Raw genomic sequence first — 23,555 nt, 5'->3', positions numbered from 1 at the left:
TCTGGTCCCCTCCCATGGAGACTAGGTGCTGCTTGTCTGCAGCCTCTCATTCACCACCTTGCCGCCTTGGGTGACGCGGATGCCTTTCACGATCTCGTCGTCATCCGGCAGCACCGGCGCATTGGCGTCCTTGTCCCAATAAGCGGACAGGAAATTGTAGAGATTGCGCGCGAACAGCGCGGAAGTGTCCGCCGCGAGGCGCGAGGGCATGTTGCGGTGGCCGACGATCTTCACGCCATGGCGCAGGGCGATTTCGCCTGGCACCGCGCCCTCGACATTGCCGCCCTGCTCGACGGCCAGGTCCACGATCACGCTGCCCGGCTTCATCGTGGCGATCTGGGCGTCCGAGATCAGGCGCGGCGCCGCGCGGCCAGGGATCAGCGCGGTGGTGATGACGATGTCCTGCTTGGAGATATGGCTGGAGACCAGCTCGGCCTGCGCCTTCTGATATTCCGGCGACATTTCGGTGGCATAGCCGCCGCTGCCTTCGCCTTCGATGCCCTTCACCGCATCGACGAAGATCGGCTTGGCGCCGAGCGATTCGATCTGTTCCTTTGTCGCGGCGCGCACGTCCGTCGCGCTCACCTGCGCGCCGAGCCGGCGGGCGGTGGCGATGGCCTGCAGGCCCGCGACGCCCACACCCATCACGAAGACACGTGCGGCGGACACGGTGCCGGCCGCCGTCATCATCATCGGGAAGGCGCGGCCATATTCGGCGGCGGCGTCCAGCACCGCCTTGTAGCCCGAGAGGTTGGACTGGGAGGAGAGAATGTCCATGCTCTGCGCGCGGGTGATGCGCGGCATGAACTCCATGGCCAGCGCTTCCAGCCCGGCGGCCGCATAACGGTCGATCCGCGCGCGCTCGCCAAATGGGTTGAGCGATCCGACCAGCCATGCGCCCGGCGCCGCGCCCGCAATGCTCTCGGGATCCGGTCCCTGCACGCACAGGATAATGCCCGCGTTCTGCACCGTGGCAGCCCGGTCGGTCACCGTAGCGCCAGCGGCCTCATACTCCGCATCGGAGACGCTGGCAGACAGGCCCGCGCCCGTTTCCACCGCCAGCTCCGCACCGAGCGCCTTGAACTTGCGGACGGTTTCGGGCGACGCGGCCACGCGCCGCTCGCCAGCGGCGGTCTCGCGAATGACGGCGATTTTCATGAACATCCCCCCGTTCGGAGGGGTCAGGCGATGATCATGATGACGATGAGCGCGGCGATTGCGCTGAGAATCGTGCCCCACTTCATCAGCGCCACGAAGCCGCTGTAGCTGCCGGTTGCCTGATTCATGTCCTGTTCGTGCGCCATGGCTATCCTGTTCCAGATTGTCGTCTTCGCAATGTCCTAGCGGCATTATTTGGCGGCCTCAAGCAGCTTGCCGCAAAGACAGGTCGGCTTAACAGCCTCTTTACCCCCGCTCTTTAATTCCGGCGGCTGCAACGAGCGGAAGAGAGCATGACCGATCCCGAAAATCCTGTTCTGCTGCTGGTCGACGACGAGCCGGCGCAGCGCCGACTCAATATTGCCATGGCGCATCGGGCAGGCTGGCGTGCGATGAGCGCGAGCACGGCCGAGGATGCGCTCGAGCTGCTCGATTCCCGTGAAGGCGCGCGCATCAATGCCGTGATGATCGACGACTGGACGCAGGAAGGCGAGGCCAGCGACCTCATCCGCGCCATCGGCGTCCGTCGCCCGCAATTGCCGGTTCTGGTCATCACCGCCAATGGCTCTGCCGAGCGGGCGGTGGATGCGATGCGGGCCGGCGCCCATGATTTCCTGATCAAGCCGATCGCGCCGGACAGTTTCCTGAGCGCGCTGCAGGCGGCGCTCAACCATTCAGGCAGCGCGGGTGAACTGCGCCCGCTCACCGAGAAGAACCGCGCACCGCTCGGCTTCGACGAGATTGTCGGCTCCTCGCCCACCTTCCGCTCTGCCCTCGCCATCGCCGCCAAGGCGGCGCGTGCCCGCGTGCCCATTCTCATCGAGGGGGAAAGCGGTGTCGGCAAGGAAGTCATCGCCCACGCCATCCACGCCGCCAGTCCGCGCGCCCGCGCGCCGATGGTGACGGTCAATTGCGGCGCGATTCCGTCCAATCTGGTCGAATCGGACCTGTTCGGTCACGAACGCGGCGCCTTTACCGGCGCGTTCGATCGGCATGTCGGCAAGTTCAGCACCGCCAATGGCGGCACCATTTTCCTCGATGAGATCAGCGAATTGCCGCTCGATGCGCAGGTCAAGCTGCTGCGCGTGCTGCAGGATGGCGAGATTCAGCCCGTCGGCGCGCGCCTGCCCAGTCAGGTCGACGTCCGCGTGATCGCGGCGACCAACAAGCGCCTGCTTGACGAGGTGGAGGCGGGACGCTTCCGCGAAGACCTTTATTACCGCCTCAACGTCGTCCAGCTGACCATTCCGCCGCTGCGGGATCGTCGCGGCGATATCCCCGCGCTGGCGCGTCATTTGCTGGAGCGCGTGGTGGCGCAGCCGGGGATGCGCAGCCTCGGCATCACCAATGAGGCGATCAACCTGCTCGCCCTGCACGATTGGCCGGGCAATGTCCGTCAGTTGCACAACACGCTCTTCCGCGCGGCTGTGCTGTGCGAGGGGGATGCTCTTACAGCCGCGGATTTCCCGCAACTCTCCGGCAAACTCAACCAGAGCGAGCCGGTGCGGCGCGAGAACGGGCAGGTCACGCCCATGGTCCGCAACGCGCAGGAAAGTGGCATTGGCGTCACGCTCTACGAGCCGAACGGCCATTTGCGCGCGTTGGCTGATATCGAGGCCGACGTCATTCGCCTCGCCATCGGCCATTATCGCGGCCGCATGACGGAAGTGGCGCGTCGCCTCGGCATCGGCCGCTCGACGCTGTATCGCAAGCTGGCCGAACTGGGCATCGATACGGCGGCCTGAGAGGGCCGCTCTAGTCCTTTGCCGGTAAGATCGGCGGCAGAGTCATCCGCCGATTTCAATCACCGTCATTCCCGCGAACGCGGGAATCCAGAATCCAGCCGCACTGCGCAGGCGCCCTTGGATTCCCGCGTTCGCGGGAATGACGAAAAGGGGAAGTTCGCAGCAGCCTTCCAAGTTCCGCCCCATGTCTGCATGGGGAGGGGGACCGTTTGCGCAGCAAATGGTGGAGGGGCTGATGCGAAGCGTCGGATTATGACCCCTCCACCACCGGTTTTGCCGGCGGTCCCCCTCCTCGAGCACGCTCAAGGAGGATCTGGGTCTGTCTGCAAACGTCACTCAGTCGGGGACTGTACGGCCCCACGCGCGCTTACCCGTCGCTGTCGCGCTCGATGTCGGCGCCGACTGCGCTCAGTTTCTCTTCCAGCCGCTCATAGCCCCGGTCGAGATGGTAGACGCGGCTCACTACGGTTTCGCCCTGTGCGGCGAGGCCGGCCAGGATCAGGCTCATTGAGGCGCGCAGGTCGGTCGCCATCACGGGGGCGCCGGTCAGCTTCTCGACGCCGCGCACCACGGCGGTGCGGCCGTTCACGGTGATATCCGCACCCATGCGGGCCAGCTCGGGCACGTGCATATAGCGGTTCTCGAAGATCGTCTCTGTGAGCACGCTCGCGCCACCGGCCAGGGTCAGCATCGCCATGAATTGCGCCTGCATGTCGGTGGGGAAGCCGGGGTGCGGCGCGGTGGTCAGCGTCAGCGGCTTGAGCGGGCCATCGGCCGCGACCTTGATGCCGGTCTTGCTTTCCTCAATGTGGACGCCGGCATCGCGCAGGCCCTTGAGGATCGCGTGCATGTCGTCGGCATTGGCACCGATCAGATCCAGCTCCCCGCCGGTGATCGCAGCGGCGCAGGCATAGCTTCCCGCCTCGATGCGGTCTGCCATCACCCGATAGGTGGTGCCATAGAGGCGCTGCTTGCCGTGGATGACGATCCGGTCCGTACCGATGCCCTCGATCTCGCAACCCATGGCGACAAGCAGGCCGCACAGGTCGACAATCTCAGGCTCGCGCGCGGCATTCTCGATGATCGTCTCGCCATTGGCGAGCGCGGCGGCCATCAGCGTGTTCTCGGTGGCGCCGACCGAGGGGAAGGGCAGGGTGACGAGCGCGCCCTTAAGGCCACCATCCGGCGCAATGGCGCGGACATAGCCATTGGCCATCTCGATCGTCGCGCCCAGCGTCTCGAACGCGCGCAGGTGGAAGTCGATGGGGCGATTGCCGATCGCGCAGCCGCCGGGCAACGAAACGGTCGCCTCGCCGGTGCGCGCCAGCAGTGGCCCCAGCACAACGATGGAGGCGCGCATCTTGCGCACGATGTCATAGGGCGCGACCGACGAGGTGACGCGCGCGGCCTTGAGCGTCATCACCCGGCCGAAATCTTCCTGCCGCGATCCCTCGATGGTGGTCGAGACGCCAAGCTGGTTGAGCAGATGGCCGAAGCTGTCCACGTCCGCCAGGCGGGGCAGGTTGCGCAGGGTCACCGGTTCCTCGGTCAGCAGCGCGCAAGGCAGCAGCGTCAGCGCGGCGTTCTTCGCGCCGGAGATGGGGAGTTTGCCGGAGAGCGGCTTGCCGCCGCGGATGAGGATACGGTCCATCGCGGCTTCTTAGCGGCTCCAGAGCCGCGTGCAAGGGGCAGGGCGGAGACGGGTTCCCTGGCTCAGGCCAGCAGTTCGACATCCCAATAGAGCCAGTCGTGCCAGCTCTCGTGCAGATGGTTGGGCGGGAAGGCGCGGCCATGGTCCTGCAATTGCCAGGTCGTCGGGCGGATCGGCATTTGGCGCAGCGGCATATGCGCCTCGCGCGGGGTGCGTCCACCTTTCCTGAGGTTGCACGGCGAGCAGGCGGTGGCGACATTCTCCCAGGTCGTGCGGCCACCCGCGCGGCGCGGCACGACATGATCGAAAGTGAGATCCTTGGTTGATCCGCAATACTGGCAGGAGAATTTGTCGCGCAGGAAGAGGTTGAAGCGGGTGAAGGCGGGATGCTCGCTCGGCCGCACATATTGCTTGAGCGCGATCACCGAGGGGATTTGCATCTGGAAACTCGGCGAATGAACTTCCTGCTCATAGCTGGAGACGATGTCCACCCGATCCAAAAAAACCGCCTTGATGGCGGTTTGCCAGGGCCAGAGGCTCAGCGGATAATAAGAAAGCGGGGTGTAGTCGGCGTTCAACACGAGCGCCGGGCAATTTTCTGGATGGCGTATTCGATCGGGATGATACATGCGCGCTCTTGCCCCTTTCGTTTCGCCGCACTCTCTCCAAGAGAAGCGTGACGTGCATATGACAGCAGAGACGATGAGTCTTCGTCAAGGCCTTGTATGATGGAAAACGACTCTCCACGACATGTGGTGACCCGTTTCGCGCCGAGCCCGACCGGGCGCCTGCACATCGGCCATGGCTGGTCGGCGTTGCAGGCTCATGACTTCGCGCGGGAAAATGCCGGCACCTTCCTGCTGCGCATCGAGGATACCGACGTCACCCGCTGCCGGCCCGAATTTACCGAGGGCATTTACGAAGACTTGCGCTGGCTCGGCATCGGCTGGGACGGGCTGATGATCCAGTCGACGCGCTTCGATGCCTATGAGCAGGCGCTGGAGCGACTCAAGGCATCGGGCGTCGTCTATCCCTGCTTCTGCACGCGCGGCGATATCGCGCGGGAACTGGCCGCGAGCCTGCACGCCCCCCATGGCGCCGACGGGCCGCTCTATCCCGGCACCTGCCGCGCGCTGTCGTTGGACGAGCGCGCGGCACGGATCGCGGCGGGCGATCCGCATAGCTGGCGGCTGGATATGGGCGCGGCGCTGGCGCGCACCGGTCCGCTGGTCTGGCAGGACGATTTTGCCGGTACGGTCCCGGTCGAGCCGGATGCGCTGGGCGACCTGATCATCAAGGGGCGGGACCGGCCGGCCAGCTATCATCTTGCTGTGGTGGTGGACGATGCGGCACAGGGCGTCACGCATGTCATCCGGGGGCGGGACGTGTTCGCCTCCACCCACGCCCATCGCGCCCTGCAGGCGCTGCTCGGCCTGCCCAGTCCGCGCTACCGGCATCACCGGCTGATCGTGGATGCGGCGGGCAAGCGCCTTGCCAAGCGCGCCGATGGCCTGAGCCTCGCGGACCTGCGCGATCAGGGCCTTTCCGGGCCGGCGCTCGCCGAAGATTTGCGGGCTGGCCGCTTTCCGGTTGGAATCAGGGTCGAAGCCTCCTAAATCGGGGCCACAAGGAGACAAGCTATGGGCAATGCCCTCATGATCATCCTGCTGGTGCTCGCCATGCTAGGCGCACTTTTCATGCTCGTTCGCGGCATCGTGACGTTCCTGCGCACGACCGAGGCGGAGCTGAAAGGCGATGGCACCGGCCCGAGCCAGTCCAGCCTGCGCCAGAACAAGGCGATGATGGGCCGCGTGACCTTCCAGGCACTCGCGATCCTGATCGTGGCCATTTTGCTGCTGGTCAACAGCGGCCGCTAAGCGGCCTGCATACCCCAAATGACATGGCCGCCCACCGATAGGCAGGCGGCCATGGGCAAGTGTTGGTCTCAGTAGCTGGTGATCGTCACCTTCTCGATCGTATCGGGGAAGTTCAGCGGCCCCGTGCGATCATCGATCAGCGCGTGGCCGATCATCGCTTCGCCGGTCACGATCTTGATGACGCGGGGGATCGACGCCGTTGCTTGCGACTTGCCGTCGACCAGCAGCGAGATCGTCAGCCCTTCGCTCGCCGGGGCGATCTGGGCGGTGATCACATGGTCGCCCGCACCGAGCGCCTGGGTGCCACGCAGAATCTTGCGTTCCTGCGCGCGGCCCGAGGGGTTGTAGGTGAAGACCGGGACGCCGTTCTCCATCGCGAGGGTGTAACCCGCGAACTTGGCGCCTTGAGTCAAGATCGGCCCACTCACCGCTGAGCCGCTAAGTTTGACGCGGGCTTCGGCAGTCCAGTTGGGGTTGAGTTCCGGGAAGGTCACGGCCGGATAGCGGATGTCGCTCGTATAATAAGTGCGCGTCCGCTCGGGCGCGAGGGCGTTGGGGCGATATTTGTAGTTCAGCCGCTCGAAGAAGTCGGCCGAGAGCGGATAGACATGGAACTTCTGGGCCGCCGCCTCGAAGTCCGCCTTCAGTTCGGCCAGCTTGTCGGGATATTGCGCGGCGACATTACGGGTCTGCGACCAGTCCTCGTTGAGATTATACAACTCCCAGCCGGCCTTGGTCGGGTCGGTCTTGTTCGGTCCCCATGGTTCCCAATTGACCTCGGTCCCGGCGAACCAGCCATCCTTGTAATAACCGCGGCTCCCCAGCATCTCGAAATACTGCTCACGCCGTTGCGACGGGGCCTTGGGGGCATCGAAACTGTACTTCATCGAAATGCCGTCGATCGGCTGCTGGGCCACACCGTCCACCATGGCCGGCGGGGTGATCCCCACCACGTCATAGATGGTCGGCGCGATGTCGATGACATGGCTAAACTGGGTGCGAATGCCGCCTTTGTCCTTGATCTTGTCAGGCCAGGAGACGACCATCCCCACACGCAACCCACCGAGCTGGGAGGCGACCGTCTTGCCCCATGGGTAGGGCGTGTTGAGCGCATAGCCCCAGCCGACCGGATAGTTGCCGAAGCTCTCCTCCGTACCGAACTTGTCCTTCTGCGGCAGCAGCGTCTCGGGCGTTTCCTTGATGCCGGCGAACTGCGAGTAAGCGTTGATCGAGCCGTACATATTGTGCAGCGCCGCGCCGTTATCGCCGTTGATGAAGATCACCAGCGTGTTGTCCAACTCGCCATCCTGACGCACCCGCTCGATCACGCGACCCAGTTGATTGTCGAAGAAGGCAAGCTGCGCGGCGGCCACTTCCATCATATGCGCGTAGAGCGCCTTCTGGTCGGCGGGCAGGCTATCCCAGCGCGGCACGCCGGGCAGCGGTGGCGCCATGCGGGCGTCCTTGGGGATGATGCCCATGGCCTTCTGACGCGCGAAAATCTGGTCGCGCATCTTGTCCCAGCCCATGTCGAACTTGCCCTTGAACTTGGCCACCCAATCGGCCGGGGCCTGCTGCGGGCCGTGCATGGCGCCGGGCGCGACATACAGGAAGAAGGGCTTGTTCGGGTCCTGCGCCTGCTGCGCGCCCAGCCAGCCCAGCATCTTGTCGGTCATATCGCGGTCGAAGATATAATTATCGTCCGTCCGGTCGCGCCGCACGGGGTTGATATTCTCGACAATGGTCGGGTTGAACTGGTCGGCGCCCGCACCGTTGAACCCGTAGAAATAATCGAAGCCCAGACCGATCGGCCAGCGCTTGAACGGTCCCATCGGCCCGGTTTCCCAGTCGGGGATATTGTGGTTCTTGCCGAACCACGACGTGTCATAGCCATTGTCGCGCAGCACCCGGCCCAGCGTCGCGGCGCTGTCCGGCATCACGGAGGTGTAGCCCGGGGCATCGATTGACACGTTGGAGATCGAAGCGTTGCCGACGGCATGGTGGTTGCGGCCGGTGAGCAATGCGGCGCGCGTCGGCGAGCACATGGCGGTGGTGTGGAAGCGCGTGTAGCGCAGGCCGGAGGCAGCGAGACTGTCGAACACCGGCGTCGGAATGGGCCCGCCATAAGAGGTGGAGGCGCTGAAGCCCACATCGTCCATAAGCACGAGGATGATATTGGGGGCGCCCTTGGGGGCCTTGGTCGGCTGGGGATAATAGGTCCAGTCAGGGCCGACCGGCGGCGACCCCTGCTGCGAATTCGCGCCTTGTTGTGCCATCGCGGCGGAAAGCCCAAGGCCCGCACATGCCGCGATAATCAGCCGGCTGGCGCCATGCCACGCGGCTTTGGACGCCATCTTCCTTGAATAGCTCATCGTTCCTCTCCCTATTTTGAACCACCTTGTCATGCGGAGAGGCAGGTAGAAGCAACGGCCTGTGAGGCTATAAGTTATAGCCACTCGCTAATAGGATCAGGGCAGGACGGATGAGGCTTGGCGTCGATGTCAGGCCGGAAAGAGGCCCGGCGCGATACCCTTGAACCGCGTCTCGATCTCGAACAGGGCGCCATCATAGTCGGACGGAGGCAGGCCGGTTGCCGCAGAGGTGACGAACATTCGGTCGAGCCGTTCACCGGCAAAGGCGATATTGGTGATCTGGGAGGCGGGTAGCGCAATGCTGTGATCCAGCGTGCCATCCGGCCAAAAGCGGCTCACCCGGCCGGCCCCCCAATGCGCGACCCACAGCCCGTCCTCGGCATCGACAGTCATGCCGTCCGGCCCGCCATCTCCTTCGCCAAAGCGGACGAAGACCTCGCGGTCGGCGATGCCACCATCGGGCGTGCGCGCGAACCGGTAGATGAGGCCGCGCATGGTGTCGGTATGGTAGAGCCAGCGGCCGCAGGTCGAGAAGGCGGGGCCGTTGGTGACGGTGTAGCCGCTGTCCATCGGCGTCCAGCGACCATCCGGCGTGAACCGGTAGAGCGTACCGCTTTCACCCTCGATCCGGCTGTGCATGGTGCCGCACCAGATCGTCCCGCCGGCATCGGCCTTGCCGTCGTTCATGCGATTGTCCGGCAGATGCGGCTCGGGGTTGCCGATCGGCTCGATGATCAGCGGACCGAGCGAGAGCCGCGCAAAGCCGCTCGCGAAACCGGCAATGAAACCGCCCTGATCGCGCTCCACCACCCAGCCCAGCCGCTCGGGCATCGCCCAGCGGTCGACCGTGCCATCGGCGAGCGAGAGCCGGTTGAGCGCCGGCGCGAGAATGTCCGTCCAGTAGAGCGCGTTGTCGCGCGCGCTCCACAGCGTTCCCTCGCCAAGCTCGTCGCGCACGTCGCGCTCGACGATCCGCCAGCCCGTCATCTTGCTGCCCTTTCGGCCTTAGTGATTGTCGCGCGGCAGGCCCCGGGTTTGCGCGATGCGCTGGAACTGCTCGCTGCCTTCCAGAATTGCGCCCTTATCCAGCTGCCCGACGAGCGAACGCTGGATGTCCTGCCATGGGGTCTGGGACGCGGGATAGGCATAGCCACCCTTGGCCATCAGGGCTTCACGCCGCTCGGCAAGCTCAGTGTCGGAGATCAGCACATCCACCGTGCAGGCATTCAGGTCCATGCGCACCCGGTCGCCGTCGCGCAGCAGGGCGAGTCCGCCCATAGCCGCCGCTTCCGGGCTGGCATTGAGGATCGACGGGCTGGCGCTGGTGCCGGACTGGCGCCCGTCGCCGATGCAGGGGAGGGCACTGATCCCTTCCGTGATGAGATAGGCCGGCGGTCGCATGTTCACCACCTCCGCCGCGCCGGGATAGCCGATGGGACCGGCGCCGCGCATGAAGAGCAGGGTGTTCTCGGTAATGCCCGTGGCCGGATCATCGATGCGCTTGTGATAATCCTCCGGCCCGTCGAACACGATGGCGGGGCCTTCGAACACGCCCGGCGCGTCGGGGTTGGAGAGGTAGCGGTCGCGAAACTCCTGGCTGATCACGCTGGTCTTCATGATCGCGGCATCGAACAGATTGCCGCTCATCACCAGAAAGCCGGCGTCCTCGACCAGCGGCTGCTCGAACGGATGGATGACGCGCTCGTCCATGATCCGCGCATCCCGGCAATTCTCGCCCATCGTAACGCCGTTCACGGTCAGCGCGCCTTCGCGGATCAGGCCATGGCGGATGAGCTGCGCGACCACGGCGGGCACGCCGCCAGCGCGATAATAATCCTCGCCCAGATATTCGCCGGCCGGCTGGAGGTTGACCAGCAGCGGCACCTTGTGGCCGAGCCGCTCCCAATCCTTGAGCGGCAGGTCCACGCCGATATGACGCGCGATCGCGGCGAGGTGGATGGGCGCATTGGTCGAGCCGCCGATGGCCGAATTGACCACGATGGCATTGTGGAAGGCATCGAGCGTCAGAATGTCCGAGGGCTTGAGGTCTTCGGCTACCATCTCGACAATGCGCTTGCCGGTGCGCCAGGCGACTTCCTGCCGGTCGCGATAGGGCGCGGGAATGGCGGCGGAGCCGGGCAGCATCATGCCCAGCGCCTCGGCAAGGCTGTTCATGGTCGTCGCCGTGCCCATGGTGTTGCAATAACCGGTCGAGGGGGCCGAGGAGGCGACGAGCTTGATGAAGCCCTCATCGTCGATTTCGCCGGCGGCGAGCATCTGCCGCGCTTTCCACACGATGGTGCCGGATCCGGTGCGCTCGCCCTCATGCCAGCCATTGAGCATCGGGCCAACGGAGAGCGCAATCGCGGGAATGTTCACCGTGGCTGCGGCCATCAGCGCGGCGGGCGTGGTCTTGTCGCAGCCGGTGGTCAGCACCACGCCATCGAACGGGTAGCCGTACAGCGCCTCGACCAGGCCAAGATAGGCGAGGTTGCGGTCCAGCCCGGCTGTCGGTCGCTTGCCCGTCTCCTGAATGGGGTGGACGGGGAATTCGATGGCGATGCCGCCGGCCTCGCGAATGCCCTCGCGCACCCGCTCGGCCAGCACGAGATGGTGGCGGTTGCAGGGCGAGAGGTCGCTGCCGGTCTGGGCGATGCCGATGATCGGCTTGCCCGAGCGGAGTTCCTCGAGGCTGAGCCCGAAATTCAGGTAACGCTCCAGATAGAGCGCCGTCATGTCGATATTGTCGTCATTGTCGAACCATGCGCGCGAGCGCAGGCGCGAGCCCTTTGGGTCTGTCATTTGTGGTGCGTGCCCTGCTGGATTGAAACGCGGTAGATCATGGCATGCCGGTAGGGCTTGCCGGGATCAACGCGGGCGGAAATGAAATCGGGATGGTTCGGCGCATCCGGGAATTTCTGCGGTTCGAGCGCGATGCCATCCCCCATGCGATACAGGCGGCTGCTCTTGCCGGGGACTGTGCCATCCAGGAAATTCCCGGCGTAGAATTGCACGCCCGGCTCGGTCGTCAGCACTTCGAGGACGCGCCCGGAGGCGGGGTCTTCAAGGCGGGCGGCCAGTTCGGGCTTGGCCGTCACGCCCTTGTCGAGCGCGAAATTATGGTCATAGCCGCGGCCGGCGCGGATCTGGTCGTCCCGGCCATCGCGAATGTCCTGCGCGATGCGGCGGGGCTTACGAAAATCGAACGGCGTGCCGGCCACCGGCCGCAACTCGCCGGTGGGGATCAGTTTGGCATCGACGGGCGTGAAGGCCTTGGCCGGAATGGTCAGCAACTGGTCGAGCGCGCCGCCGGGTGACTCCTCGCCGGCCATGTTGAACAGCGCGTGGTTGGTCATGTTCACGATGGTCGGCTTGTCCGTCCTGGCCTCGAAGGTAATGCCGAGCGCGCCATTCTCATCCAGCGTGTAAGTGGTGGTGACGTCCAGCTTGCCGGGGTAGCCGGCATCGCCATCCGGGCTGACATGGGCGAGCACGACGCGCGCGGTCGGGCCGCTCTCCACCGAGACGATCTTCCATACGGCGCGATCGAAGCCCTTGCCGCCGCCATGCAGCGAATTGGTCCCGTCATTTTGCGTCAGCTGGTAGGTCTTGCCATCCAGCGCGAACCGGCCATTGGCGATGCGGTTGGCGAACCGCCCGACGGTAACACCGAGATAATTGGGGTGCGCCTCATATTGGGCCGCATTGTCGAAGCCGAGCACCACATCGGCCCGCTTGCCGTCGCGCCCGGGGACGAGCAGCGACTGCAGCGTGGCGCCATAAGTGATGATCTTTGCTTCCACGCCTTGCGCGTTCTTGAGCGTGATCGCCTCAATCGCGGTGCCATCGGCCAGAGCGCCGGCAGCTGCGCGGTGCGCCTCGGCGGCCTGAACCACGGAAACCGGCATCGCCATCGCCAGTGTTCCGGAGATGATCGCTATCCAATATGCACGTCGCATCCCTGCCCCAATCCTTTTGTCTCTGTCCGCACTGTGCGGGTTTATAGTCAGACAAATGACATTGACGCAAGCCGACATTCCGGCGAAAACGCCTCGGTAAAATTGATGAGGGGATGGAGCCGATGGCCGGACCGGCAGGGGTTGCAAATGGGGTGAGCAGGGACAGCGGCGGGGTCAATTACACCCCGGCCCTGGTGCTGTTGGCCAGCCTGTTTTTCATGTGGGGTTTCATCACCGTCATCAACAACACGCTGCTGCCGCATCTGCGCAGCGTGTTCGATCTCAATTATACGCAGACGACGCTAATCGAATCGGTCTGGTTCATTGCCTATTTCGTCGCGTCGATCCCATCAGCCTGGCTGATCAAGCGGATCGGTTATCAGAAATCGCTGGTCGTCGGTTTGCTGGTGATGGCGGCGGGGTCGCTGGGCATGATGCTCGCCGCCAGCCTGCCGTCTTATGGCGTCACCCTCGTCATGCTCTTTGTGATCGCGAGCGGCATCACGCTGCTCCAGGTGGCTGCCAATCCCTATGTTGCGGTGGTCGGATCGCCGGAAACGGCATCCTCCCGCCTCAATCTCGTGCAGGCCATGAACTCGGCGGGCACCATGTTCGCGCCCTTGTTCGGCGCCTATCTGATCCTCGGTCGCTCCAAGGGCGGCACGGCGGAAGCGGGCGTTGTGCTCACTCAGGCGGAGCGCCTTGCCGATGCGCAATCGGTGATCCTGCCTTATGGCCTCGTCGCGGTCGTGCTGATCGTGCTCGCCATCGTCATTGCGCGCTTTCCGTTGCCCGCCATGGGGTCGGCCGCCAATCGCGCGAGCAAGGAGGAGCGCCGCAACCACTCGCTCTGGCGGCACCGCAATCTGGTGTTCGGCGTGCCGGCGATCTTCATTTATTTGATTGCCGAGATCGGCGTCGCCAATCTGTTCGTCAACTTCGTCAGTCAGCCGCACATCGCCAACCTCACCCATGAGCAGGCCGGTCGCTACCTCACCTTCCTGTGGGGCGGGATGATGGTCGGCCGCTTCGTCGGCTCGGCGATCATGCAGAAGATTCCGGCGGAGACAGTGCTGGCGGCCTTCTCCATCGGTGCCTTTGTGGTGATGCTGGTGACGGTCTTCACCACCGGCCCGGCAGCGATGTGGGCCTTGATCCTTGTGGGCTTCTTCCACTCGATCATGTTCCCGACCATCTTCACGCTCGGCATCAAGGGGCTGGGGCCGCTGACCGAGGAAGGCTCGGGCTTGCTGATCATGGCAATTGCCGGCGGCGCGCTGGTCATCGTGCAGGGCTGGCTGGCGGACAGCTATGGCCTGCAAATGTCCTTCATGCTGACGGCGGCGTGCGAACTCTACGTGCTGTTCTATGCGTTGTGGGGGGCGAAGCCGACCAACGCCTTGCCCGAGCCGCAGCCGATCGATGAATAACTCTGACTAAATTGTTTCGGGTTATCCAGCGGCAGGGGCGAGCGCTTTCATGCGCTCGACCTTGCCGAACAGGAAGAGCAGGCTGAAGGCGGCCGTGAAGCCGCAGCCGGCGAGGAAGATCAATACCAGCTCGAAAGATTGCGTCTCCTGCAGAATGAAGCCGATCACGATCGGCGTCACGATGGACGACATGTTGCCGAACATGTTGAAGATGCCGCCGCTCAAGCCGGCCGCACCGGGTGGCGCGATATCGGACATGACGGCCCATCCCAGCGCGCCGAAGCCCTTGCCGAAAAAGGCCAGGCTCATGAAGATCATGATCATGGTTTGCGCGCTGGTGTAATTGCAGCCGAGAATGGCGAGCGAACCCATCATGCCGGTGACAATGGGGAGTTTGCGGGCCAGCGTGAGGCTATGCCCGCGCTTGAGCAGCCAGTCCGACCACAGGCCGCCCAGCAAGCCGCCAAGGAAGCCGCAGATCGATGGAATGGCGGTCATCAGCCCGGTCTCGATAATCGAGAGGCCACGCTCCTGCACGAGATAGACCGGGAACCAGGTGATGAAGAAATAGGTGAGGGCGTTCACGCAGAATTGGTGGAGATAAAGCCCCCAGAGCGACGGGGCGAGAATGAGGGCCCGCACGTGCCGCGCCGTCTCGCCATCCGGCCGGCCTGCCGGTTCGGCCTTTTCGATCAAGGCGCCGCCATCGACGATCAGTGCCAGCTCTGCGGGCTGGATGCGCGGGTGACGATGCGGCTCGTGGACCGTGCGCGCCCAGGCCGTGGCCGCGACCAGCCCGACCCCGCCCATGAACAGGAAGACCTCTGGCCAGCCGATGACCCCGATGATCCAGGCCATGATGGGCGCGAACAGGATCGTGGCGCAATATTGCGCGGAGGTGAAAATGGCGGTGGCGCGGCCGCGTTCGCTGGCCGGGAACCAGCTGGCGACGATCCGCGCATTACCGGGGAAGGACGGGGCTTCGGCCAGACCAACGAGGAGCCGGAGCAGAAAGAGCGCGGTGATGGCGGCGGCGCCGGAGAGGAACACCACCAGGCCCTGCGTGGCCGTGAACAGCGACCAGCCCACAATGGCAACGAGATAGACCCGGCGAACGCCAAATCTGTCGAGCAACCATCCGCCGGGGAGCTGCGCCGCGACATAGGACCAGCCAAAGGCCGAGAAGACGATGCCGAGTTGCAGCGGATCGATATCGAGATCGCGCGTCATCAGGGGCGCTGCCAGCGAGAGGATCGCCCGGTCCGCATAATTGATGACGGTGACGCCAAACAGCACGGCGAGGACGCCCCAGCGAAGCCGGCCTGCCAACAGACTCGTGGTTTGACTCATCGCGCCTCTCCCTGCCGGCGCTGGATGTCCGCCCCTTCGGAGGCGGATACTGTCTGACAAACAGGGCGGCGGTGGCGGGCGTAAAGCGGATCGTAGACACACGCAAGGCTATCAATCCGGACATTTCTCTGCCCGGCTATTCAAACGTTGGCCGCCAAATGTCCTGCTATTGCGCCGGCCTCGTGCCGGGCATCAGCTCGGGCAGCGCACGCGCTTGACGGACCCGATGGTCAACACGTCGCCCCCGCCGGAGAGAGTCAGCGCGGCCGTATCCGTCCAGCTTTCGCCCTCTCCGGAATAAGTGGCGGTGACGCTCAGGCGATTGGGCGAAAGCGGGCGGGCTTGCGTCACCTTTCCCACGCTCTCGTAGAATGTGAGGTCGTCAGCCCCAACAGCCAGCCGCATATTGTCGCCGGGCTTGCCGCACGCCGCCGCGCTGGACGACCAGTTGCCTCGGAAGGCCTGCGGAATGGCGCCGGCGCCTGTCTCGCCGCCCGGCGGGATGATCTTCACCGTGCCGCGCGGCGAGAGGTCTGATTCCGCGATCAGCCAGGCCATCTGGCCGCTCTCGCCTTTCTGTCCGCCGGGATTGCGCACCAGCGTCATCGTGCCGATCATGTTGAACGGGCGACCATCCTCGCGCATGCGGCCATACATCTGCACCGGCACCTTCACGCGCTGATTGCTGGTCGACTGGGGACGGCCGACCAGAACCTGGACATCGCTATAACGGTTATAGGCGCTCGAAAACTGGGCCTCCGTCATGCCGCTGCCCCGCCCGGAATCCGCGTAGAGCCGGTAGGCATCGCCAAAGCGGCCCTGCGCCAGCGCGAGGCCCCAAAGCTGGATGGTCGCGCCGGAAGCCTCGACGCTGGTCGGCACGCGCGCGGCCGCCTCGTTGAGCGGGGTGCGGTCATCGGGCAGGCCGCCCTGCTCGCCAGGGGCAGGGGGAACGAGCGTGCCGAGAAATTCCGGCTGTACCGAAGTGGTGCCGCTGTCATTGGCATTGAGCGCGTTATCGAGGGCTTCGTCCGCCTGCGCCGCGTTCATGCCATTGGCCTGATTGTCCGCATCGGGCGACACCTGGCATCCCGCAAGGATGAGGGTGAGCGCGGCAATCGAGGAAATCTGGCTCAGTCGGTTCATGCTCGTCTCCCTTTTGGGCATCGCTTGCGGTTCCCTTCGGCTGAAAGGGCAAACGCTCCGCCATGCGTCGGGTTGCCGCCATTTGCGCGACTCTTTCCCCATGCTATGGGGAGTGCCCTCCGCCGGACAGGACGACTCTTACCATGAATGATCTCACGCAGACGCCTGAAATGCTCATTGCCCAGATGGGTGCGCGTGCCCGCCGCGCCGCTGCGGACATGGCGCAGGCGCCGAGCGAGCTGAAGGCGCAGGCGCTGGTTGCCGCGGCCCGTTCATTACGGGAGGCGATGCCGAAGATCATCCGAGCCAATCGCACCGATATGGAGCGCGGCGCCGCCAATGGCCTTTCCTCCGCCATGCTGGACCGGCTGCGGCTGGACGAGGCGCGGATCAATGGCATTGCCGATGCCGTTGAGCAGGTCGCCAATCTTGCCGATCCGGTGGGACAGGTCATCGATGAATCCGAGCGGCCCAATGGCCTGCGCCTCAGCCGTGTACGGGTGCCGCTCGGCGTCATCGGCATCATCTATGAGAGCCGCCCCAATGTCACCGCTGATGCGGCTGCGCTGGGCCTGCGCTCCGGCAATGCTGTAATCCTGCGGGGCGGATCGGAAGCGGTGGAGAGCAACCGGGCGATCCACGCTGCCATGGTACGCGGCATTACCGAGGCCGGCCTGCCCGCCGATGCCGTGCAATATGTTCCAAGCACCGATCGTGCGCTGGTGGGCGCGATGCTGCGCGCGGTGGGGCTGATCGACATCATCGTGCCGCGCGGGGGCAAGAGCCTCGTCGCGCGCGTTCAGGACGAGGCGCGGGTGCCCGTGCTCGCCCATCTCGATGGCATCTGCCACACCTATGTCCACGCCGCCGCCGACCCCAAAATGGCCCGCGAGATCGTGGTCAATGCCAAGATGCGGCGCACCGGCATCTGTGGCGCCACAGAGACACTGCTGATCGACAAGGGCTATGCCGAGCCGCAAGCGCTGGTGGCCGCGCTGCTGGATGCGCAATGCGAGGTGCGCGGTGACAAGGCCGTCACCAAGCTCGACCCCCGCATCGAGCCGGCGCAGGATGGCGACTGGAACACCGAATATCTCGATTCCATCATCGCGGCGCGCTTCGTGGATGGCGTCGATGAGGCGCTCGATCACATCGCCGTGCATGGCAGCCACCATACCGATGCGATCATCACGCAGGACGCGGCGACTGCCGAGCAGTTCCTTGCCCGCTGCGACAGCGCGATCTGCATGTGGAACGCGTCCACACAATTTGCCGATGGCGGCGAATTCGGCCTCGGCGCCGAGATCGGTATCTCGACGGGGCGGATGCACGCACGCGGGCCGGTGGCGCTGGAAGGGCTGACGACGTACAAATGGGTCGTGCGCGGCACCGGTCAGGTCCGGCCCTGATCATGCGCATCGGTAGAAGCATCGCGCCGCATATTGCGGCTTCCCTCGTTACTATCGCGCTGGCTGGCTGTCAGGTCGTGCCGGAAACGGGCGGCCGGCAGCCCTCGCCGGCGCCCACGCCTGCGCCAGTTGCCCCGGCCCCCGCGCCCGTCCCTGCCCCGTCGCAGTCGAACGATGCCTGGGAAGTGGCGCCGTTGACGTCCGGTAGCTGGGGTTATGAAAGCCGCAGCGGCGAGAGTGTCGCCAGCTTCGGCGCGTCCCCTGTCGCGCCGCTGGTGGTCCTGCGCTGCCAGAAGAGCAGCCGGCAAGTGTCGATGACGCTGGCGGGGAGCGCCAGTCCGCGCGTCACCCTGCGCACCAGCAAGGGCGTGCTCGACTGGAGCGGGACGACCCAGCCGATGGGTGGCGCCAGCGGGCTGGTCATCACGCGCCCCGCCAATGATCCCGGGCTGGACTGGATGGCCTTTTCGCGCGGTCGCGTGTCCATCGAGCCCGCAGGCGGGCAACGGATCATTCTGCCGGTGGTCTCAGAAATCGGGCGCGTTGTAGAGGACTGCCGGAGCTAGGCCGTTCCAGCGCCCCTCGCCCAAATCGGCGAGCGCATGATTATGATTCGAAAAAAGATAATTACAAGTCTTGTTCGCAAGCGCGGAATGACTCACATCTAAGCCATCGCAGGGACGCACGGCTTCCAGCCAACCCGGCGAGAGAGTTTCAACGCAAGCGAAAGGAGGTGATCCGATGTCTCATGGTTCAGCAATGGGGTCGGTCAAGTCCGTTCGGGGAGCCTGCCGCTAAGGCATTGGTGGCGGGTCGCGCGAGGGTCTCCTGAGGGAAACCGGACCGCGGCGTAAATCCCCGGGTGGCGGCACTTCCGGCCGCTGACCATGCTGATGGGCCGCTCGGTACCTCCGATGGGAGGTTCCGGCGGCCCCTCTCATTTGGGCTTATGTATTTCCGGCGATGAGCAGGCCTGCCGGCCGAAGACCGGTTAGGCCAGCATGATCTACCATGCTGATGGGCCGCTCGGCGCCTCCGATGGGAGGTTCCGGCGGCCCCTCTCATTTGGGCTTGTGTCTCTTCGATGGCGAGGGTGGCGGGCGCGGCCTGCCGATCGCAAGGCCGATTATCCCAGCATGATCCGATAGCGCGCCGCGCGGCCACCGCCGTCGCCGGCGTCCTTCTCGACATGATCGACCAGAATGCCGCCGCACCGCTCGATGGTCCGGCGCGCCGCGTCGTTGTCGATGTTCGTCGTCAGGTCGACATGGGGGAGGCCGCGTCCACGTGCCTCAGGGAGCAAGGCGCCCAGCGCCTGCGCCGCATAGCCGTGCCCGCGCTTCCAGGGCACGACGGAAAAGCCGATATGGCCGGGGCAGTAGTCCGGCATCGCAGCCGTGCCCTCCTGCCAGCGCAGGCTGATGCTGCCGCAGAACTCGCCATCCCACATCCAGCGGCGATAGCCCGGTAGACGTGGCCGGGGCGTCCCATCCTTCATCAGCACCGGCGGCCCCTTGGCCTTGGGATCATCCAGTGACAGAAGGAAGGCCATGGCGTCGCGGTCGATCCGGTCCAGCTCGCGCTGGGTCGCCAGATTGCCCAGCACGGTGTCCGGCGACCAGCCCGCTTCCAGCGCCGCACGATAGGCAGGCAGGTAGATGGGCGCCGGCATGACGAGGCGAAGCGGCTCGGGCATCGGGCTTAGTGCGACTGCCTGACCTCGGGCGCGGGAATAGCCGGCTTGCTTGGGCGTGGCCCTTCGCTCAGCTGCTCACTCTCCACCTTGTGATACAGCACCTCATTGCGGATGTGCGTCACGCGCGAGCCCAGCCGGGTCTCGTAGAGAAAGATCGCGAATGCGGCTGCGATGGAGGTCATCGACCCCACGAACAGCAGCGAAATGACCGTGCCCAGATTCACTTCGATAAGATTGGACGCGAACAGCAGGATGACCACCGCGCTGATCGTCAATGCGGCGAGCACCGAGAGGAAGATCGCCGCATTCACCACCGTGATGCGCCGATCGAGAATGCGGATCTCGTCGATCAGCCGGTCATGTTCGGCGCCCGTCGTGCGCATCACCTGCGCTTCCACCGCCCGCGCCCGGTCGATGACGCGGGCGAGGCGGCTGGCGCAGACGTTGAGGAAGCCGCCGATGCCTGCGAGCAGGAACACCGGCGCCACCGCCAACTGGATCGTGTGCGCGACGAGGCTGACCTCGGGCGCTTCCAGCACCGGCACCGGCATCAGGCCGCGCCTTTGGTCACCGGTGTATTGACGCCCATGGACTGCAGATATTTCTTCACGTTCCGCGCTGCCTGACGCAGGCGCTGCTCATTCTCGACCATGGCGATGCGCACGAAGCCCTCGCCATCCTCGCCGTAGCCGACGCCCGGCGCGACCGCGACCTTGGCGTGGGTGAGGAGCTGCTTGGAAAATTCCAGGCTGCCCATCTCCTTGAGCGCCGGCGGCAGGGGCGCCCAGGCGAACATGGATGCGCGGGGGGACGGAATATCCCAGCCCGCCCGCGCAAAGCTCTCCACCATCACGTCGCGGCGCTTCTGGTAGAGTTGGCGGTTCTTCTCGACGATGTCCTGCGGGCCGTTCAGGGCTGCGCAGGCGGCGGCCTGAATGGGCGTGAAGGCGCCGTAATCGAGATAGGACTTCACCCGCGTCATCGCCGCGATCAGCTTCTGGTTGCCGACCGCAAAACCCATGCGCCAGCCGGCCATGGAATAGGTCTTGGACATGGACGTGAACTCGATTGCAATGTCCTTGGCTCCCGGCACCTGCAGAATGGAAGGCGTCGGGTTGCCGTCGAAATAAAGTTCGGAATAGGCAAGGTCGGAGAGGATCCAGACCTGGTTCTCCTTCGCCCAGGCCACCAGCCGCTCGTAGAACGCCAGGTCCACCGTCTCCGCCGTCGGATTGCCGGGATAATTCACGACGAGGATGCTGGGACGCGGCACGGTGAAGTGCATCGCCCGCTCCAGCGCGCGGAAATAATTTTCGTCCGGCGTCGTCGGCACCGAGCGGATGGTCGCGCCGGCAATGATGAAGCCGAAGGTGTGGATCGGGTAGCTCGGATTGGGCGCCAGCACGACGTCGCCGGGCGCGGTGATCGCCGTGGCGAGGCTGGCAAGCCCTTCCTTGGAGCCCATCGTCACCACGACTTCGGTCTCCGGGTCCACCTCCACGCCGAAGCGGCGGGCATAATAATTCGCCTGCGCGCGGCGCAGACCGGGAATGCCCTTGGACTGCGAATAGCCATGCGCATCCGGCTTTTGCGCCACTTCGACCAGCTTCGCGATCACATGATCGGGCGGCGGCAGATCGGGATTGCCCATGCCGAGATCGATAATGTCCTCGCCCGCCGCACGCGCCGCTGCCCGCATCGCATTCACTTCGGCGATGACATAAGGCGGCAGTCGCTTGATGCGGTAGAATTCGTCGGACATTGGGATGTCGATCTCCATTTGGGTTGAAATGGCCGTGTCACACTGCAAGTGGTAAGGACCGGCCAATACTGCATATAGCTTGCGCCAGCCAGTCGTGCCACCAAAACAACGGGCGGCGAGTCTGGAAAACAGACCGTCCGGACAATCGAGCGAGGCATCTCCTATGGATCAGGACCTGAAAGACGCGACCGGCCTTGCTCAGCTGCAGCACTGGACGCGGGTGGTGGGGCTTGCCCAGCAGGCGATATTGGAGCGCAGCGCCGAGCTGGCGGAGCAGGCGACGCGCTTTCCCGGGCATGAGGCGCGGCCCAATCTCGAGAAGATCGCGCGCATCCAGTCGCAGGCGGCGGAACGCAGCATGGCGGTGTGGCAGCAGGTGCTGGCGCGAGCGATGGACGGCATCGGCGCAGGACCTGATGGCGATGCGAAACCTGCGCCTACCAGTCGTGATCGGCGCTTTGCCGATCCGAGCTGGCACGACAATCCGGTGTTCGACCTCATTCGCCAGATGTACCTGCTGGCCTCCGATTATTTCATGCAACTGGCCGACAGCGTCGATGGTCTTGATGTGCGGGATAAGGAGAAGCTGCGCTTCGTGACCGAGCGGTTTGTCGAGGCGGCCAGCCCTGCGAACTTCCTGTTCACCAACCCCGCCGCGCTCCAGCGGCTGATCGATACCAAGGGCGAGAGCTTGCTGACCGGGCTGGAGCATATGCTCGCCGACCTTGATCGCGGCCAACTCACCCACACGGACGGGTCGGCCTTCGAGCTGGGGCGCAACATCGCCACCACGCCGGGCAAAGTGGTCTACGAGACACCGCTCTACCAACTCATCCAATATGCGCCGACCACGCCGCAGGTGATGAAGACCCCGCTGCTGATCTTCCCGCCATGGATCAACCGCTTCTACATTCTGGATCTCAACCCGGAAAAGAGCTTCGTCAAATGGGCGGTGGATCAGGGGCTGACCGTGTTCATGGTCAGCTGGAAATCCGCCGATGCCAGCATGGCCGATTTTGACTTGGCCGATTACATGCTCAAGGGGCAGGTGGACGCGATCGACGTGGTGCGCGATCTGCTCGACGTGCCCAGCGTTCATACCATCGGCTATTGTGTGGCCGGAACCTTCCTGGCCGCGACGCTCGCATGGTTGGCCGCGCGCGGGGAGAGCGACAAGGTCGCCAGCGCGACCTTCTTCACCACCCAGGTCGATTTCTCCGAGGCCGGCGATCTCGCTCTTTTCGTCGACGACGAGCAACTGGCGCTGATCGATGGCTTCGTGAAGGACGGCTATCTGGATGGACGCTATCTCGCTGCGACGTTCAACCTGCTGCGCGGGCAGGATCTGATCTGGAACTACGTGGTCAACAACTATCTGCTGGGGAAGGATTATCCCCAGTTCGACCTGCTCTACTGGAACGGTGATACCACCAACCTGCCGGCGAAATGGCACCGGGCCTATCTCACCCAATTATATCGCGATAACCGGCTGGTCGTGCCGGGCGGCCTTGAGGTTGATGGCATCCATATCGACCTGCGCAAGGTGGAGACGCCTTCCTATATTCAGGCCGGTATCGAGGACCATATCGCGCCGCCCTGCAGCGTATGGAAGCTGATGGACCAGTTCTCCGGGCCGCGGCGGTTCGTGCTGGCGGGCTCGGGGCATATTGCCGGCGTGGTCAATCCACCAGCGGCAGGCAAATATCAATATTGGACCAGCGCGGCGCCACAGCCTGACTTTGCCGCGTTCCGCGCGACCGCGCAGGAAACGAAGGGAAGCTGGTGGCCGGATTGGCGGGCGTGGCTGGGGGAGCTGTCACCAGAGACGGTCAGTGCCAGCGGTGCGCGGATGCCCGGAGAAGGCAAACTTCCCGCGATCGAGGATGCGCCCGGACGCTACGTCGTGCAGCGTTGACAGGCGCTTTTGCGTCGTTTCACCGCCTATAAGGCAGTTTTGTTGCACTGCATCATTTTGCTTGCGGATTCGATCCGATTCGCTT

At 64.7% G+C, this 23,555-nt stretch carries 20 protein-coding genes; 7 read left to right on the top strand and 13 right to left on the bottom strand.

Going from position 1 to position 23,555, the window contains the following annotated elements; genetic code table 11:
* Positions 1-21: 21 nt before the first annotated feature.
* The gene (locus M2336_RS00670) at positions 22-1,158 is read right to left on the bottom strand and encodes a Re/Si-specific NAD(P)(+) transhydrogenase subunit alpha (protein ID WP_264573532.1); all 1,137 of its coding nucleotides are present in this window, start codon (positions 1,156-1,158) and stop codon (positions 22-24) included.
* A gap of 23 nt (positions 1,159-1,181) precedes the next feature.
* On the bottom strand, positions 1,182-1,304 hold the full coding sequence (locus M2336_RS00665) for an aa3-type cytochrome c oxidase subunit IV (protein ID WP_264573531.1): 123 nt from the start codon (positions 1,302-1,304) through the stop codon (positions 1,182-1,184).
* 147 nt (positions 1,305-1,451) lie between these two features.
* Between M2336_RS00665 and M2336_RS00660 the strand changes: the two genes are divergently transcribed.
* A complete protein-coding gene (locus M2336_RS00660; protein WP_264571218.1) occupies positions 1,452-2,903 on the top strand; it encodes a sigma-54-dependent transcriptional regulator in 1,452 nt (483 codons plus the stop codon).
* Between the two features lie 367 nt (positions 2,904-3,270).
* On the opposite strand, the gene murA is transcribed toward M2336_RS00660, so the two are convergent.
* The gene (gene murA, locus M2336_RS00655) at positions 3,271-4,554 is read right to left on the bottom strand and encodes a UDP-N-acetylglucosamine 1-carboxyvinyltransferase (protein WP_264573530.1); all 1,284 of its coding nucleotides are present in this window, start codon (positions 4,552-4,554) and stop codon (positions 3,271-3,273) included.
* 62 nt (positions 4,555-4,616) lie between these two features.
* Complete coding sequence (locus M2336_RS00650; protein ID WP_264573529.1) at positions 4,617-5,183, bottom strand: HNH endonuclease; 567 nt, start codon at positions 5,181-5,183, stop codon at positions 4,617-4,619.
* Positions 5,184-5,279: 96 nt separating this feature from the next.
* Between M2336_RS00650 and gluQRS the strand changes: the two genes are divergently transcribed.
* Positions 5,280-6,170: a tRNA glutamyl-Q(34) synthetase GluQRS gene (gluQRS, locus tag M2336_RS00645; RefSeq protein WP_264573528.1), complete on the top strand. Its 891-nt coding sequence runs from the start codon at positions 5,280-5,282 to the stop codon at positions 6,168-6,170.
* A gap of 24 nt (positions 6,171-6,194) precedes the next feature.
* Positions 6,195-6,431, top strand: coding sequence for a twin transmembrane helix small protein (locus M2336_RS00640; RefSeq protein WP_181560534.1), 237 nt, complete (start codon positions 6,195-6,197; stop codon positions 6,429-6,431).
* A 68-nt stretch (positions 6,432-6,499) separates the two neighbouring features.
* Here the strand turns inward: M2336_RS00640 and M2336_RS00635 are convergent, their stop codons facing one another.
* The 4 genes from M2336_RS00635 to M2336_RS00620 form a co-directional block, all read right to left on the bottom strand.
* Positions 6,500-8,803, bottom strand: a complete 2,304-nt coding sequence (locus tag M2336_RS00635) for an arylsulfatase (protein WP_264573527.1) — start codon at positions 8,801-8,803, stop codon at positions 6,500-6,502.
* Between the two features lie 129 nt (positions 8,804-8,932).
* The gene (locus tag M2336_RS00630; protein WP_264573526.1) at positions 8,933-9,790 is read right to left on the bottom strand and encodes an SMP-30/gluconolactonase/LRE family protein; all 858 of its coding nucleotides are present in this window, start codon (positions 9,788-9,790) and stop codon (positions 8,933-8,935) included.
* 18 nt (positions 9,791-9,808) lie between these two features.
* Entirely contained in the window at positions 9,809-11,605 is a 1,797-nt protein-coding gene (locus tag M2336_RS00625) for an IlvD/Edd family dehydratase (RefSeq protein WP_264573525.1), read from the bottom strand.
* Positions 11,602-12,711: an aldose epimerase family protein gene (locus tag M2336_RS00620; RefSeq protein WP_264593232.1), complete on the bottom strand. Its 1,110-nt coding sequence runs from the start codon at positions 12,709-12,711 to the stop codon at positions 11,602-11,604. Before M2336_RS00620 ends, M2336_RS00625 begins: the two co-directional genes overlap by 4 nt.
* Before the next feature lie 173 nt (positions 12,712-12,884).
* Between M2336_RS00620 and M2336_RS00615 the strand changes: the two genes are divergently transcribed.
* Positions 12,885-14,192, top strand: coding sequence for a sugar MFS transporter (locus M2336_RS00615; RefSeq protein WP_264573523.1), 1,308 nt, complete (start codon positions 12,885-12,887; stop codon positions 14,190-14,192).
* Positions 14,193-14,213: 21 nt separating this feature from the next.
* On the opposite strand, the gene M2336_RS00610 is transcribed toward M2336_RS00615, so the two are convergent.
* Positions 14,214-15,542 carry an MFS transporter gene (locus M2336_RS00610; RefSeq protein WP_264573522.1) on the bottom strand — a complete coding sequence of 443 codons (1,329 nt, stop codon included), beginning with the start codon at positions 15,540-15,542 and terminating at the stop codon, positions 14,214-14,216.
* Positions 15,543-15,734: 192 nt separating this feature from the next.
* A complete protein-coding gene (locus tag M2336_RS00605; protein WP_264592483.1) occupies positions 15,735-16,688 on the bottom strand; it encodes a hypothetical protein in 954 nt (317 codons plus the stop codon).
* Between the two features lie 143 nt (positions 16,689-16,831).
* Between M2336_RS00605 and M2336_RS00600 the strand changes: the two genes are divergently transcribed.
* Both M2336_RS00600 and M2336_RS00595 read left to right on the top strand, forming a co-directional pair.
* Positions 16,832-18,097, top strand: a complete 1,266-nt coding sequence (locus M2336_RS00600; RefSeq protein WP_264573520.1) for a glutamate-5-semialdehyde dehydrogenase — start codon at positions 16,832-16,834, stop codon at positions 18,095-18,097.
* A 2-nt stretch (positions 18,098-18,099) separates the two neighbouring features.
* The gene (locus M2336_RS00595) at positions 18,100-18,663 is read left to right on the top strand and encodes a hypothetical protein (protein WP_264573519.1); all 564 of its coding nucleotides are present in this window, start codon (positions 18,100-18,102) and stop codon (positions 18,661-18,663) included.
* Between the two features lie 560 nt (positions 18,664-19,223).
* Here M2336_RS00595 and M2336_RS00590 read toward each other — a convergent pair.
* From M2336_RS00590 to M2336_RS00580, 3 genes are read right to left on the bottom strand one after another with little or no spacing between them, the layout of a single operon-like run.
* On the bottom strand, positions 19,224-19,793 hold the full coding sequence (locus tag M2336_RS00590; RefSeq protein ID WP_264573518.1) for a GNAT family N-acetyltransferase: 570 nt from the start codon (positions 19,791-19,793) through the stop codon (positions 19,224-19,226).
* 5 nt (positions 19,794-19,798) lie between these two features.
* Positions 19,799-20,344, bottom strand: a complete 546-nt coding sequence (locus tag M2336_RS00585; protein ID WP_181560524.1) for a DUF2721 domain-containing protein — start codon at positions 20,342-20,344, stop codon at positions 19,799-19,801.
* Positions 20,344-21,555, bottom strand: a complete 1,212-nt coding sequence (locus M2336_RS00580) for an LL-diaminopimelate aminotransferase (protein WP_264573517.1) — start codon at positions 21,553-21,555, stop codon at positions 20,344-20,346. The genes M2336_RS00585 and M2336_RS00580 overlap by 1 nt, the downstream gene beginning before the upstream one ends.
* Positions 21,556-21,718: 163 nt before the next feature.
* Between M2336_RS00580 and M2336_RS00575 the strand changes: the two genes are divergently transcribed.
* Positions 21,719-23,470, top strand: a complete 1,752-nt coding sequence (locus M2336_RS00575) for a PHA/PHB synthase family protein (protein WP_264573516.1) — start codon at positions 21,719-21,721, stop codon at positions 23,468-23,470.
* The last annotated feature ends 85 nt before the right edge of the window (positions 23,471-23,555 follow it).

Origin of the sequence: Sphingobium sp. B1D7B (assembly GCF_025961965.1) — a bacterium.
GTDB lineage: Bacteria > Pseudomonadota > Alphaproteobacteria > Sphingomonadales > Sphingomonadaceae > Sphingobium.
Note: the sequence above shows the minus strand (reverse complement) of the source record. Positions and strands in the feature narration are given on the sequence as shown.

Bases quoted from the DNA above. Each gene is read 5' to 3' on its own strand.
- M2336_RS00670 (WP_264573532.1), bottom strand. From the start codon at position 1,158: ATGAAAATCGCCGTCATTCGCGAGACCGCCGCTGGCGAGCGGCGCGTG.
- M2336_RS00665 (WP_264573531.1), bottom strand. From the start codon at position 1,304: ATGGCGCACGAACAGGACATGAATCAGGCAACCGGCAGCTACAGCGGC.
- M2336_RS00660 (WP_264571218.1), top strand. From the start codon at position 1,452: ATGACCGATCCCGAAAATCCTGTTCTGCTGCTGGTCGACGACGAGCCG.
- murA (WP_264573530.1), bottom strand. From the start codon at position 4,554: ATGGACCGTATCCTCATCCGCGGCGGCAAGCCGCTCTCCGGCAAACTC.
- M2336_RS00650 (WP_264573529.1), bottom strand. From the start codon at position 5,183: ATGTATCATCCCGATCGAATACGCCATCCAGAAAATTGCCCGGCGCTC.
- gluQRS (WP_264573528.1), top strand. From the start codon at position 5,280: ATGATGGAAAACGACTCTCCACGACATGTGGTGACCCGTTTCGCGCCG.
- M2336_RS00640 (WP_181560534.1), top strand. From the start codon at position 6,195: ATGGGCAATGCCCTCATGATCATCCTGCTGGTGCTCGCCATGCTAGGC.
- M2336_RS00635 (WP_264573527.1), bottom strand. From the start codon at position 8,803: ATGAGCTATTCAAGGAAGATGGCGTCCAAAGCCGCGTGGCATGGCGCC.
- M2336_RS00630 (WP_264573526.1), bottom strand. From the start codon at position 9,790: ATGACGGGCTGGCGGATCGTCGAGCGCGACGTGCGCGACGAGCTTGGC.
- M2336_RS00625 (WP_264573525.1), bottom strand. From the start codon at position 11,605: ATGACAGACCCAAAGGGCTCGCGCCTGCGCTCGCGCGCATGGTTCGAC.
- M2336_RS00620 (WP_264593232.1), bottom strand. From the start codon at position 12,711: ATGCCGGTTTCCGTGGTTCAGGCCGCCGAGGCGCACCGCGCAGCTGCC.
- M2336_RS00615 (WP_264573523.1), top strand. From the start codon at position 12,885: ATGGCCGGACCGGCAGGGGTTGCAAATGGGGTGAGCAGGGACAGCGGC.
- M2336_RS00610 (WP_264573522.1), bottom strand. From the start codon at position 15,542: ATGAGTCAAACCACGAGTCTGTTGGCAGGCCGGCTTCGCTGGGGCGTC.
- M2336_RS00605 (WP_264592483.1), bottom strand. From the start codon at position 16,688: ATGAACCGACTGAGCCAGATTTCCTCGATTGCCGCGCTCACCCTCATC.
- M2336_RS00600 (WP_264573520.1), top strand. From the start codon at position 16,832: ATGAATGATCTCACGCAGACGCCTGAAATGCTCATTGCCCAGATGGGT.
- M2336_RS00595 (WP_264573519.1), top strand. From the start codon at position 18,100: ATGCGCATCGGTAGAAGCATCGCGCCGCATATTGCGGCTTCCCTCGTT.
- M2336_RS00590 (WP_264573518.1), bottom strand. From the start codon at position 19,793: ATGCCCGAGCCGCTTCGCCTCGTCATGCCGGCGCCCATCTACCTGCCT.
- M2336_RS00585 (WP_181560524.1), bottom strand. From the start codon at position 20,344: ATGCCGGTGCCGGTGCTGGAAGCGCCCGAGGTCAGCCTCGTCGCGCAC.
- M2336_RS00580 (WP_264573517.1), bottom strand. From the start codon at position 21,555: ATGTCCGACGAATTCTACCGCATCAAGCGACTGCCGCCTTATGTCATC.
- M2336_RS00575 (WP_264573516.1), top strand. From the start codon at position 21,719: ATGGATCAGGACCTGAAAGACGCGACCGGCCTTGCTCAGCTGCAGCAC.